The 14,791-nt window shown below is 48.9% G+C and carries 7 protein-coding genes; all 7 read right to left on the reverse strand.

The features are described from left to right. Nucleotides 1-43: 43 nt before the first annotated feature. Complete coding sequence (locus H6629_02645; GenBank protein MCB9066696.1) at nucleotides 44-1,258, reverse strand: T9SS type A sorting domain-containing protein; 1,215 nt, start codon at nucleotides 1,256-1,258, stop codon at nucleotides 44-46. A gap of 42 nt (nucleotides 1,259-1,300) precedes the next feature. After that, the gene (locus tag H6629_02650) at nucleotides 1,301-2,317 is read right to left on the reverse strand and encodes a PorV/PorQ family protein (GenBank protein ID MCB9066697.1); all 1,017 of its coding nucleotides are present in this window, start codon (nucleotides 2,315-2,317) and stop codon (nucleotides 1,301-1,303) included. Nucleotides 2,318-2,405: 88 nt separating this feature from the next. After that, nucleotides 2,406-5,945: a hypothetical protein gene (locus H6629_02655; protein ID MCB9066698.1), complete on the reverse strand. Its 3,540-nt coding sequence runs from the start codon at nucleotides 5,943-5,945 to the stop codon at nucleotides 2,406-2,408. Nucleotides 5,946-5,963: 18 nt separating this feature from the next. Then, on the reverse strand, nucleotides 5,964-8,708 hold the full coding sequence (locus H6629_02660; GenBank protein ID MCB9066699.1) for a TonB-dependent receptor: 2,745 nt from the start codon (nucleotides 8,706-8,708) through the stop codon (nucleotides 5,964-5,966). A gap of 511 nt (nucleotides 8,709-9,219) precedes the next feature. Then, nucleotides 9,220-10,605, reverse strand: coding sequence for a peptidylprolyl isomerase (locus tag H6629_02665; protein ID MCB9066700.1), 1,386 nt, complete (start codon nucleotides 10,603-10,605; stop codon nucleotides 9,220-9,222). Between the two features lie 20 nt (nucleotides 10,606-10,625). Beyond that, nucleotides 10,626-12,689 carry a tetratricopeptide repeat protein gene (locus H6629_02670; protein ID MCB9066701.1) on the reverse strand — a complete coding sequence of 688 codons (2,064 nt, stop codon included), beginning with the start codon at nucleotides 12,687-12,689 and terminating at the stop codon, nucleotides 10,626-10,628. A 55-nt stretch (nucleotides 12,690-12,744) separates the two neighbouring features. Then, complete coding sequence (locus H6629_02675; protein MCB9066702.1) at nucleotides 12,745-14,769, reverse strand: tetratricopeptide repeat protein; 2,025 nt, start codon at nucleotides 14,767-14,769, stop codon at nucleotides 12,745-12,747. Nucleotides 14,770-14,791 lie beyond the last annotated feature (22 nt).

Here is a 14,791-nt window from a genome sequence, read left to right on the forward strand (position 1 = left end):
TTGGCTCATCCATTTTTGGATAAGCCAAATCCAAAAAATTACATTATTTCACAAACAACATTTTCTTTGATTGCACAATATTATTCGCGCTCAGGCGGTAAAAGTAAACGCCCGTCGATACGCTATTTCCGCGATCATCTCGACCATCCCAAACCGCATGATACACGCCAGCTGCAACGCTTTCGTTCACCAACGTGCGAACTTTTTGCCCCACAACGTTGAATATTGCCAACTCAACATCTGCGGCACTGCTCAACGCATATTCGATGGTTGTGGCAGGGTTAAAGGGGTTCGGGTAGTTTTGATACAATTGATAGGTTTCCGGCTGGCTGAAAAAATCTTCGTCCAGATCATTGATGCCAACGATATAAGCGTTGTAATAACTCCCATTTTCACCGAATATTTTAAATACACGACCGTTATTAGCATCAGCAATTTCAGCTACATTTTCATTGTGATCTTGTGCAAATCCGGCCTCGTTGTCGTATCCGGCAATACCATGTTTCCAGGAAATATTTTTCGGGGCGCCAACACCGAAATTAATCGTGATTGACCAAATATCATCTCCGGCAAATTCATCACCATTAGTGCCATTATCGTTCATTTGCAATGCTTCACGAACAGAATCGCCAGGTACCAAATCCCATACCCATGCCATTGCAGGTGTTGTTCTCGGGGCACCACCGGCGAGATAAACCGTATCGATTGAGGTTACGTTTCCACCACCGTATGTAATGACACCATTGATCGACAAAAATTCTAATGCCTCATACATATCAGCTTCAAAAATGATATCCGTTGCCGTCGTAAAAAACTCGTCTATAATAAGCCCATCAAAATACCGCCTGAGTATATCCAGATTTGGATTGCCATTATTATCCGTATCGGTTTCATTTCCTGTTGGACTAAATTTGTAGTCACTACCGCCTTCCCAAACATCACCATTGAAAGCCGAGCGGTAGAAATATTTGTAGGCAACCGTATCTGTTACCGGGGTCAGATTCATTACGACAACTTCTTCGTAGTCCGTTGGTGTAAAAATATTGGGACTCATGGGATTATCTTCACTCCAACCGTTGAACGAACCGCGAACAAACACCTGGTCTGCCGGGTTGTTCGGATCGAAATTGCCTACGGCAATCTGAACAGACATATCAACTGGAAAAAAAACGTCATAATCCTGCTGCGCAAAAAGCAGGCTACTCTGTGCAAAAAAAATCAAAAGCAGGAGCCGGGAAATCATCGTTTTGCTTTCCATTTTTCTCTCCTCTCTATTTGATTAAAAAAAACCTGTTCCGGATTAGAACGACAACCGAACAGTGAACATCTGCACGTTATCCAGCATCCCAAAATCCTGATAAGCATAATCCAGCTTAAAGGTTAATCCGGGCACGCGGGTGTAAATGCCTGCGCCTGCGGTAAAACCTTCTTCGCTGTCTTCCAAAAACAGCGATTGATAACCACCCCGCAGGAAAAACATTTCGTTGAATGCGTATTCAGCGCCAAAATTCATGCTTTCGGCGTTGTCGTTCGGGTGCAGTGCGTCCACCGCGACGGTCAAACGGTTTTGCTCGCTTTTCACCAGTTCCATGGACAAACCGACGCGGAACACCAACGGCATATCAAAGCGGTCGGTGAGATAGCGGGCGCTGATGTTCTCGTTGTTACCCGAGCGCGAGGGATCCGGGTCAACCTGAATCAGCAGGTCATCGCCGTCCATTTGCATTTTGGTACCGAAATTGTTGATGCTCATGCCGAGGCGCATCCCATTAAACGGCGTTTCGAACAATGTTCCCACGTCCAGCCCAACAGCGGATGCGCTGGAATTCCAGATATTTTCCCGGACATATTTTCCAGTGAAACCGATCATAAATTTGTCCGTTAACTGGCGGGCAAACGAAATATTGGCTGAATAGCTGCCGGCATCGAACAACAGTCCCGTGCCTTCCGGCTGCAGCTCGGTGGTTTGCTCCATTTCGCCCATTGTCATTGCCGTGAATGACACGCCGAAAACACCGGCGGAACCGAGCGGCAGCGCAACGGCAAGGTTATCGTAATTGATTTCCTGCAACCATTCCGAGTGGGTGAAACTGAGCTCCGGGCTGGTTAGCTGGGCAACCCCGGCCACATTCCAGTATAGCGCAGTTACGTCGTTTGCGACAGAAACAAACGCGCCGCCCATTGCCTGCGAACGTGCGCCGTTGGCGATTTTCAAAAACGCCGCAGCCGTTGTGCCCACTTTGGTAACCTGCCCGAAAACAGGCAACGAGAGGCACAGAGCCGTTAAAATGGAGATCGCAATTTTTATGTGCTTCATGACTTTAACTCCTTTTTCATTCCGCCGGATTTTTGTTCCGGCGGAAGGGATGTCATTTTTATTTGCTCTTTTTACGCATTACAACGTGTTATTTAATGATGGCAAATTTGCCTGTGGACTGCCCGACACCCGGCGCATCGATATGGTAAATATAGATGCCGTATGCCACTTCAATATTGTCTTTTGTCAGCAAATCCCAGTCTGCAGTGCCGTCATTTAACGACGAGCTATGTTCAATAGTATCAACAAGTTCACCGCGCACATTAAAGATGCGGATGGTGCATTGTTTCGGCAAGTGAATAAAGTGGATCGAGCGTTCGCCGCGACCGTTCGAGAAGTTGTTGCGCGGTTCCCAAATTGCGGTTGCTACATACGGGTTCGGTACAACCTTTATTTTCTCGAGATCTGTTTTTGCCTGCGCTTCGTTAACCGAAGGTGCTTTATTCACTTTGATGCGGAATTTATCATAGCTCAGGAATGCCTTGCTGCCGCCGAGTGGCAGCGTGAGCACGTCGCCCGGATTCGGCAAAACGGTTGTTGCGGTGCCAACATCCATCCGCAACGCACCGGAAGTAAAGTATTTGTTATCCACTTTATCGTCGTATTCGAAAATGATCACCAAATCGCTTTGATCCAAAATGCCGTTGGCATCGCCAGCCGGTAAATCGTAATGGTTAAATTCCACATAGCGATTTTCGGAGACATTTTTGATCCTGTAGTTGGTAACTACTTTCGGCGATGCCGGCGGCAGACCGACACCGCTAATTCCGGAAGCAGTATCACCGGCGGCGGGTTCGGTAATTTCCAGTTGGTAATTTGCCGGATAAATTTCGCCCTGAATGGAACCGGCGCTAAACTTGCCCCAGAATGCGGCTTTCAACAATTCAGGATCGGTATTGGACCAGGTTGCCAGGCTTGTGTTTCCGACCAACGTCGGGTCGTTCAGAATTTGCAGTTTCAAGCCTTCAAAAATAGTGGCGTCTGTGCCAAGTTTGGTGTCGTTAAAAATGAGCGTGTCGCCACTGGTCAGGTTGGTTACGGTGAAACCGTAGGTCTGAACTTTCGGCGTGTTGCCGCGCTGGTTGGTAAGGGTCGTATCGTCAAAGCTCAGTTCGTATTCGTTTCCGTCTTTAAGCGAAAGCGGTTCGATCACTTCAAAAATAACCTGACCGGTGCCATCGCCGCTGATGTGATCGACAACGGAAAGTTCCGGCGCGGAGTAACCGGCAACCGGTGCTTCCGGACGAACCTGAATCACGTTTTGCGCCAAATCCACTTCTCCGGTCGTTTTAATGGCGGCAAATTTTGCCGTTTCTGCCGGGAATAATGTTTCGGCACCTTGCAGCACGCCACGATCGTATGCGGTTACCGCGTAAAAATAGGTGAAACCGTTTTTCACGGTGCTATCCACATATGTGTGCACCAAGCCGGTATTTTCACCGAGGTAGAAGGTGCCGCCCTGATCGTCAATTTCCGGGAAGAAATCCTGATAATCGTTCACCAAATCGTATTGAGCGATCGGCACATCCGCCACACGGGACCCGAAAACGTTGGTCACAACACCTGTTTCGTCGAATGACGGGAAAGTTGCCCGGTAAACTTTGTAACCTTCGAAGTCGAATCCGTCTCCGGTAGCCACCAACGACAACCGGTCGAAGCTGGTTTCGGCTCTTTTATCCCAATACAGCGTTACGGAGTTATCGCCGGGAACAGCGACAAGTTTGGGAATCAACGGCGCTTTCGCAAAGTTGTAATCGTTGTTGTAAATCGTTTGCACTGTGCGTTTTACGCGGAACAATTCTGCTTTTACCGCCGGATCGAGGTCGGTTCCCTGATTGGAGATGGAGCCTTTGGTAAAGAAAAATGCCAGCGAAATACGTTCGGTTTGTTTGGCGCGCAACGGGAAATAACCGGTGCCGTAAATAAAGTCAACGTCGTCATTTTGGAGCACGTCATCCAGATATCCGGGTGTTAAAACATCCCACAATTGCCCATCGTTGCGCAAACGGATGAGGTTAAACGGCTTGAAAAGGAAGAAGCTGGTCAAACCGATCTGGTCGGATTCGTCGATGTCGGTTTTGTCGATGTTCGGCTCACCGGGCAAACCGGTGTCGATGGTGCGACCGGTGACCGGATCTAGCCGGAAACCTGAGGTCGGTACGCCGTCGCCTTCGCCTTCGTCAAATGTATCTGCCTGACCGTCCAATCCAACGTCGTCGGTGCCGGCGTTCCAGTCTCCGTCGTTATCGATCAGGTCATCGCGACCTTCGTCGATCATCGGGTTATCCAGTCCTTCGCCGGTAAAATAATTGACAAATAAACGCCCGATTTGCGGGTTATCTTCGTCGATCAACCCGTTGCCGTTGTTGTCAATGCCGTCGTTGATTTCCGGGTTTTCGTCGATCAACCCATTGAGGTTGTCATCGAAACCGTTGCCAATCAATTCTATCAGGGTATCGCCAACATTTATCGTGAAGGTGTCGCTGTTTACAATGTATGTCAAGCCTTCAGCAGGAAAGCTGATCAGCTCGCGATCAAAATTTGCGGAGGTGTAATCGATAGAAATAACGTCCATTCCGGAGGTTACGATTTTGGAACGGAGGAAGTTGGCATCGAGCACATCACCACCGGAACCGTTGCCGTCGCTGTCGTCGTCCACGCCGTTCACCTGGTTGCCAGGGCTTTCCAAAAATGCGTAGCCGAGCACATCCACCGGTGAAAAAATGGTGCCGCCAGAGTTTCCGCTGCCGTCGTTATCCCATGAGTAGGTGATGTCTTCTGCAAGTTCGAAACGGGAGTTGTCATCGCCGGTATCGCCATCGCCACCGATGATGGTTCCGACAATCACGCCGAAAACCGCTTTATTGTAATCGGTTGTGCCGACGTTGGTAACTTCGTACAGCCAAAACAGGGTGTTTTGCGCCAATGCCTGCGACCACTGAAAACCGCGCACGGAAGAAACCAACCCCAAACCGCCACGGGTTTGATCGGCGGAATCCGGATAAAACGGATCGTTGGTGAGGATAAATTCACGGTCTCTACTGTCGTCCATCCACCAGAAACTTTCCTGATCGGCGTTGAACTGGTCTTTTCCGAAGAAACCGTTCCACTGGTTATCCCAACCCGGATCGCTGACATCATTCAGGCGATCGGGCCACCGGTTTGGCCACGTATCCGGGAGGTGGCTCATTGCCACCAACTGGCTGTCCGGATCGCTCGATTCGCGGGCAAACTGCGGCAGCGGTTCCCATCCCCAAAAATCGTTGGGATCGTTGGGATTATATTCGTTACTGCCGCGCGGTCCGTCTGCGACTGTCACCGGTGTGAGTATCCGGCCACTTGGCAAGCGCACCTGTGCACCGACCATTACGCTAATATCTCCAACGTATTCGTGACCGGAGTTGATCGGCCATTCGCCACCAAAGTCGTCCGCACGGCCGGAGCGGCGTCCGATAAAGCCATAGTTGAAAAATGAGGTGCGCACCTGATTACCACTGTGCACATTACCTGCACGGCTGTTAATATCACCGCGTATGGTTTGGTAAAACGGCGTTTGGGTCTGCCCTTCTATTGTCATCAGCAAAATGACAAACGCCGTTGCAGCGATGAATGTAAATATGTTTTTCATTCGTTTACCTTTTACGTTTTAGAAACCCAGGTTAAACCCAACTTGGATACGGCGCGGCTCAGTGTAAAATTGCGGCTGAACCAGATATTCGGGATCTGCACTGCCCTGGGTTGTATTTTGCAGTGTGTATGTTGCCCGGCCAGAGTCGCCCCAAACGGATTGTTCGCCACGGCTATCCAACAGGTTGTAAATTTTGGCAAACAGCGATACGTTCATATTGTTAAATCTGAAATCCCGGAACAACTGGAGATCAAAGGTTAACAAGTTCGGGCGTCGCTCGCTATTTTCAGTTAAACCGGATTGAATGCTCGATCCGCTGGTTGCAGCTGTCAACACTTGCGGCGTATATGGCAAACCGGATTCGAAACGCCCCAGAATACTGGTGCCCCAGCCGCCAATGCCAATATAAACGTTGCCGTTCAACACGTGGCTGCGGTCCCAGTCCAGCGGGATAATTTCCCGGCGCGGCTCGCGATTGGCTTGTGCATCGTTAAATGCATCTGCCGGATCGGAGGAGTTGCCCTCTGCAACCTGAAATGTGTAATCCACATTTGCCGAAAAATTGCTGGAGAAACGTTTTTTGAATGCGATGGTCAAACCGCGGATGTTTGCGTAATCGCGGTTTTCGTATTTGCTGTAGGATACATCCGGTGCGTAGGTAATCTGCAACGGCGATGTTCCCACCCAATCGCGAATGTCCCGGTAAAAACCGGTGATATCCACACCGATATCTTCCGTCAATTGCTGCTGCAAACCGATTTCATACATCACAGTTTTCTGGGCATCTAAATCGGAGTTGCCAATCAGGTTGCCGGAGCCGTTCTGGCGGGTTACCCGGAATTCCGGGTTGTCATACAGCAACCGGAACTCGGGAATCTGCAAAAAGTGTCCGTAGGAAAAGTGCACAACACCCTGGCTGCTGATGGGATACGCCACACCAACACGCGGCGAAACCTGCACTTTACTGGATGGATCGTCATACCAAATGGCTTCGCGTTCTGCCAATGTCAAATCCTGATTCGCGGAAAGCAACGGCGACTGGATGTTCGGATCCAGCGGGTCCGCCAGCACCCGGCCATTGGAATTGAAATAATCCAACCGCAAACCGATGTTCACGATAAAATCTTCGTATTCCATTTTATCCTGAACATAAACCGAAAATTCTTCCGGTTCGAAGGTATATGCCGTAAAGTTCGGATCGTTAATGCCCGGTTTTACAGCGGTAAACAGTGTATCGCTCAGGTTCGAATCGATTACATTAAATTGCTCATAGCTGAGTTTATGTCGACGGGCTTCGATACCGGCCTTCATCAAATGTTTATCGTTAACCTGGGCGGTAAAATCGAATTTGGCAATCTGTGTTCGTGTAATTCTGTTGAAATGCTCATTTTTTTGACCGCCGATGGAAAAATTCAGCGAGGGCACAGAAAATTTGTCATTGTTTGTGTAACGGCTATCGGAAGGATCTTCGTAGACATATTGGGTAAATTCTTTTTCGAACTGGGAGAATTTGAGCGTATAAAATGCCCGGTTGCTCAATGTATGATCCAGCGACACCGTTCCGTTGTATCCGGTTTGGAATTTGCTGTAATCGCCATCCGGATTTAATTTGTAGAAATGGTCATAATCGCGGAATTCTCGATCTTCGTAATTGAATTTCACCCGAGCCTTGATCAGGTTGGTCAGTTGATAGGTCAGGTTTGCCTGCCCGCTATACCAAGATTCGGAATTCATCGGAACGATTGCACCATCACCGGGCGTGCCCAACACCTCAAAACGGTTGCTGGCGCGAACCAAAGTGGTATCGCCATCAGCACGCCAATCCCGCCGGCCATACAGATAGCCTTCGTTGTAAAAACGCCGGAAATTCACAAAAAATCGTCCTTTGGATTTGGTGCCGGGAATCGGACCATCCAAACTGGCGTTCACATTATATATTTGTGAAGGAGCTACGTCGTCGAGGTTTAGATACACCTGATCGTTCGAATTCGGATCAAACACATCCGTGGCACCGTAACTGTCGTTGGAAAAATAATCTCCGGCGTATGCCGAAATATTTCCGGTAAGTTCCGAACCGCCTTCTTTGGTAACAATATTAATAATACCGGACATCGCCTGCCCGTATTCAGCGTTAAAAGTTCCGCTGATAACCTGCAAACTCTGAATAGCATTATTTTCGATTTCGACAGCGTTGCTGCCGTCAAAAGCATCGGTTACAGAAACACCATCCACCCAGTAGGCAACTTCCGATGAACGACCACCGCGAATGTGGAAACCACCACCTTCGCCACGGGTTACACCAGCCTGCAATTGGAGGACATCCTCAAATTCTTCAACCGGGATGTTGGCAATCTCATCCGCGCTAACTTCCGCTTGCGATGAGGTCAGGTCCCGGCGAATTACTTCGCGATCGGCGACAACTTCAACCGTTTCGCCAAGCTCAACCGACGCCTCTTCCATTTTAGTGCTCAGTCGGGTTGTAAAATCAACGCTGACATTTACAGGAGCAATGCGGACATCCCTGTATCCAAGATATTGAAACAAAACATTATATGAACCCGGCGGCACGTTGAGGATGAGATAGGAACCATCAAGGTCTGTAGTAGCACCCAAAGTTGTTCCTTCTAAAATCACGTTAACCCCGATTAGGGGTTCGCCGTTTCCATTATCGGTGACGGTACCGACGATTTTGCCCGTTGTCCCGGCATAAATTGAAAGGGAAGCAAACAGCAAAACACACAATACCCATACTATACGGTTCACCTTCACGAGGGCACCTCCTGAATACGGTGAAATAATGATGATTATTTATTTAGCGAATTATTCCAAATTATATAAAAAGCACAGCTTTGCCAACCCGTAGGCAACAAAAACAGTTTGCCAATGGGCTAAAACCGGATGACTGGTACGACCGGTATTTGCAAATGAAATGTAGGGATTAAACGTATTAAGTGTGTGTAACAGTTTATCGCGTTTGGACCTCCGGTAATACCTGAAACAAATTGTATTCTTTAAAATAATAAGTGAAACGAAATTCACTTAAATTTAATGTCAAAGTTGATAGCCAAAAAAAGTTCGAAAATCGAGAACTTTCGTCGCACTTGGCAAAACGTCACTCCAAACTGAGTGTCCAATTTTATGCAGAGGAAAATTCATAGTCAAGAAAAAATTTTTTTGCGATTTTATTCACCTGATCTTTGCGTTGATATTTGAATAAAGAGTTGCCAAACAACTGTTTAATAAAATCATTCATAAGTTTATAACTCATTAGAATTTACCAGCTATAATTACTCCGAAGCACCATCGGAATTGCCTGAACCCGTTTCTCGAGGTCCACAGGTTTTACATCCTGAAATAAATTCGTCGTGTCAACCACTGCCGGATTTTCGGCTTTGATGCGCTCGTACAACGCGCGACGCTCAGCCCATTTTTCGGGATTTTCCTCTTTATACGCCACCAGTTGGATACGCCGGAGAAACTCGCTCGCCAACACCGATCGCCGCCAGCGTTCGACTTCCTGCTCAACCGGTTTGGCCTGATCGTATCCTTTTTCGCGGGCGATATCCAGCAAATAATTATCGCGAGCCATATCGATGATGTGGCTCGACAACGCACCGCGATCGTATAATTTTTCCGGGCGCTGCATCGGCGGCATCCGGCGAATTTGATCCAGAAATTCCAACACCGTCCAACTTCCGCCGGTGAATTCTACCAACGTTTCGTTGAGAAATTCATCCGAATCCCGGGCGATTTTTAACAATTGCAGATCGTCCACAGACGGCGCGGGCAACGGCGATTCCCGGCGCTGCATTCGCAAATGGGTTTGGTTCACCTGCAATAATTTGGTGAGAACTTCGCCTTTTATCGTCACGGTTTTTCCCGTAAGTGCCTGTTTTACATAAGCCTGGCTTTGCCGTGTCGCCCGTCTGCTCCGCAGCGAATTGACATACGTTTCCTTATTTTTTTCAAAATAATCACGGCTCAAAAAAACATTTTGTTTGATGTCTTCAACTTTCATCACATGCCAGCCAAAGCTGGACTGCAACGGCTGCGTCGGCATTCCCAACCGGGCGTTGTAAACGCTGTCCACCAGCAGCGGATCCAGCGATGTAACAGTCAACCAGCCCAAATCGCCACCGTTGGCAGCCAGCACGCTGTCCTGAAATGCTTCGCCGGCGAGCGACTCAAACGACTCGCCGTTTTGCAAACGGTCGTAAAACTGTTGAGCCTGTTCGCGGCTTTCCGCAAACAGGTGTCGCACTTTTACCTCAATATTTTCACGTTTGTACTCTGCCCACGCCTCGTCGTCGGTTACCGGTAATTGCTCCCAAATCTCTTTCCGATAAAGATATTTCAACGTTTCGCGGTTGCGGATGTAATCCACTTTTTCCAGAATTTCCGGCGATTCATCCAGTCCGTCCGCCTCTGCGGAAAGGAATAAATGCATCCGGTCGTTCAGGTAATCCATCTGCTGCAACCGCGCTTCCCGCTCGGTGATATTGGAGGGATGTTTCGGCATCGTGAGGTAACTGAACAAAAATTCGTCATACGAAATTGGCTTGTCACCAACAGTAGAAACTACATTTTGAGGCAGCTCTTTTTTTTCGCAACCTGTCCAAAGTAACAGAATTGCCAAAAACATTATCATTTTTATTTTCATTGAACATCACACTTAAGTTATTAATTTTGCTGCTGATACACCCGGATTTTTGACATCAGTTCCCGCGCGGAAGGGTAGTCAGGCATCAGTTTCAGGGATTGTTGCAGCGCCGCTTCCGCTGCCGGGAAATCCCGCAAATTGGCGCAACTAACGCCGAGAAGATAATACATCTCCGTGCGTTGCAGCACTGTAAAAACATCATCTGCATCATCGCCGGAAAGCGCTTTTGTGAGGTGCTTCCGGGCAGCGTTAAAATTATTCAACGCCGCAAAAGAACGCCCTAACCTTGCGGAAATCAACAGGTTATCGGGTGTCATTTCCAACGCTTTTTCGTACCAGAAAATGGCGTTTTTAAAATCCTGATTGAGCATATTCATGTCGCCCATTTTCATCACCGGGAGCACATTTTCCACAAACCGCAGCCGCACAGCACGGTATTCAAGTTCTGCCAATTTGAATTGTTCGCGGGCGGCGTAAATTTCCGCCATTTCGTAATGCGATTGCTCCCACGGCGAATTATTTTCGAACCGTTTGATGGCAATTGCTCTGGTTTCCGGCGTGCCGTGCGGGGGATAATTTGCCAGCGTCACATTTTTTTCCGGGAACGGCCAGCGGTTAATTAGCCAGAAATTTCGCAGATAACCGAATTCGAGATCGAGATCGGTTACGCCGCCATCGTCCGTCCGGAATTTGTTGAGTATTTCAGGAATTTTGGGCGTGATCAGGTTCCGCTGCCAGCCGATCGGTTTTGGCGGATTGATAATTTGAATCGTTCGCAACGCTTCTGTCAGGGTTTGCGCCATCAACCGGTAGCCATTAAAGTTGGGGTGCAAGTGTTCTAAAAACAGTTCTTTACCGGTAATCTTTTTGGCGCTTCCGGCACGGAAAACGGATGCCATATCCACCAGCGGCACATCTTCCGAACGGGCAATTTCGGTGATAATTTCATTGAATTTTTCCGGTGCGCGAAACCGCAGCAAATCAAAATCTTTCGCCAAAACGAACGATTTTTGGGCGGCAACGCTATCACCGAGCGCCAGTTGCGCCTGCCCGGCGAGGTAGTACGCCAGCGCATGCGTGGTATCAATTTCCATAATTTCGCCGATCGTTTTCAGCGCGGCTTCCGGATAACCGCCGTCCAGCAATTTTTCGGCTTCGGTGAGCAATTTATCGGCGCTGCGCCGGGACCGTTCATCGATATCTGCCGAAAAATCCGCCACAAAAGGGCGCTGATCTTTGAGATTGGAAACCAACGTACACAATATTATGGGCACATTTTTGGCTTTCGCCAGTTGCACAATTTCGGTCAGATTCGCTGCAAAATTGTCGCAGGCGGTTTCAAATGTATCGGAATTGAACGGGATGGCTTGTTCGCCGGCCATCGCGTGCATCATCGATTTTTGCTGTTCCGCATCGCCAGCCGCCGGCGGGGAAATCCACCCGATAAGTTGCTGCATCAACTGAAATGTGCGCATCCGCCGCAATTGCAAATACCAGCGGATCAGCGTGCGATTGTTGCCCACATTTTGGGTGGAACCGACGCCCATCGCGCCGTAAAATTCATTGTGCCCCATGTAAACGATCAGCCCGTCCGGCTGCAATTCCAGCACTTCCGGCAGCAAATCCAGCACGGTGTAACTGTTCACCGCGGCGATGCCCAAATTGACGGCTTCCGCCCATCCGTCGAACAGCTCATTCCGCAACCGGTACTGCAACTGGAACGGAAACGTAACATTCATTTCAAACGGAAATCCGGCGGTGGTGGAACCGCCCAGGCAGAACAATCGCATCGTTTTTTCGGGCTTTTCGATGTCAAAATATTCGGCGAGCGGCTGTGGTGTTTTGTCCGGCGGCAAATTGAAATATCGCCGCCCAACCTCCGTATTAACGACATATCGCTCTTTCCCAAAAATTTCCGCGGTCTTGACGAGCGGGTAACTGTCGCCGAATCCAAAGAGCCGCAAACCGAGTTCCAGCAGCACAAAAAAAGCGACCGGAATCAGCAGCATCACCACAAAAAAAAGGGATTTTTTAAGGTATTCTTTCACGGTGAAAAAAAAGCCTTTGTCAGATTTTTTTGCCATAGCGATCAATATTACTCAAATTTGGCTCGTTTGTCAACAGAGCGGGTGATTGGCGTTATCGCTGAAAATCACGGATTTGCTGCAACAAATTTAACGCCGGAGCAAAATCCAAATGGATTGCCAGTGCCTCGTTCAACGCACGTTCTGCCAGCTGGAAATTTCGTAAATTCGCATGACTTAAACCCAGTAAATACAACATTGTAACCTTTTGGTTGTTGTCAAGATTTGTTGCGGCATATGCCCGGTTCAGCCGTTCGATCGCCTCCTGAAATCGCGTTTGCAACACCAGCGTGTTGGACAATTTTATGATAATTGCCGGGTTCGACGGCGATTTCGACAAGCTTTTTTCGTACGCAATCCGGGCATTTTCCAGATCATTTTGCAGCAACAGCAGATCGCCGGTTTTCATATCCGGCACATAATTTTCCGGGAAAGCAATGCCAACCGCACGGATTTCCCGCAGCGCGCGCGCCGTTTTTCCGGCGGATTGATACGCCTCCGCGAGCTCGTAATGGGCGAAATCCCAATACGTTTCCCGCCGCAAATGACGAATTGCCGTCGCTTTGGTGAGGCTGTCGCCAACCGGCTGATAGGCATCGATAGATAGCGGCGTAATGCTGAACGGCCAGCGTTGCATCAGCTGAAAATTGCGCAAATTGCCAAACTCAATATCCAGCGGCGTAACACCGGCGCTGTCTGCGCGGAACGATTGCAAAATATCCGCAATGTCTTTTTTCCCGAACAAATCAACCGCCGGCGGCTGAGGCGTCAATCGCGGAAAATTCAGTTGCCGGAGCGCGATTGCATACGATTGCGCCATTAATTGGTAGCCGGTAAAATTTGGATGCAAGTGTTCTAAAAACAAATTGTTACCGGGAATACCTTCCGGGCTGGCTGCCCGGAAAACTGCCGCCAAATCGACCAATGGCAATTGCTCTGTTTCTGCGACAGTTCGAATCACATCGTTGAAAAACGAGGGTGCGCGGAACCGCAGCAAATCCAGATCGCGGGCGCGGGAAAACGCGCCAAATGCTGCATCCGTTTTGCCGGATTTCAAGGCAATTTCGCCCCGCAGAAAATGCAATTTAGCAGAAACCGAATCCACCGCCGCAATGGCGTTCAGCAGCGATGCCGCTTTTTCCAATTGACCTGCGGCAACCAATCCGTGTGCTTCCAGCAACTGCGCATTCAGCCGGTTCCGGGTGGTTTCGTCCTGCTTTTCCGCAAATTTGCTGATAAACGGCGAATGATCGCGCAAATTGCTCACCAACGTGCTCAGCACAACCGGCACGTTAGCCGCTTTTGCCGTTCGCACAATTTCCTGCAGATTTGCCGCAAAATTATCGCGCGCCTGCGCAACTGCGGGATCGTACAGCGGAATTTCCTGCCGCGCAGCCATTGCCTGCATCAGCGACTCTGCGGTTTCACCCGGTTTTTGGCGATTGCTGAATTGCCCGATCACATTTTCCAGCAATTGGAAAATCCGCCATTTTTTGAACGCCAGATATGTTAAAATCAGGGTGCGATTACTGCCGACCGATTGGGTGGAACCGACGCCAAAAGCGCCGTAAAACTCGTTGTGACCCATATAAATAATCAAGCCATCCGGTTGTTTTTCCAGAATTTCCGGCAATAAATCGAGCACGGTAAAACTGTTCACCGCGGAGATACCCAAATTCACAATTTCGATTACATTATTTGGATATGCCTTTTTCAACCGGTGCTGCAATTGGAAGGGAAAATTCGCATTAATTTCAAACGGAAATCCTGCCGTGGTGGAACCGCCGAGGCAAAAAATACGCACGGTTCCCGGCAATTTGTTCACCGGAAAAGCGACATCGGAGGATGCCTCGGGGATCATTTCCGGCGGCAAATTGAAATATCGCTGCGCGACGTTGGCGTTCACCACCCATTTGGGAATGCCAAATCGAACTTCCTGCCGGAAAAGTGGCGCCGTTCCACCGTAATCGATCACCCGAAGAAACGCCTCCGCAACCAGCAGCAGTAGAATGGGAATGAGCAGCGTTGCCACCCAAAACAGCAGCCGTTTCAGCGATGGAGCCGTTGGTTTACTACTCATAAATTTTATCACCCAAATATCT

This window comes from Calditrichia bacterium, from assembly GCA_020634975.1.
GTDB lineage: Bacteria > Calditrichota > Calditrichia > RBG-13-44-9 > J075 > JACKAQ01.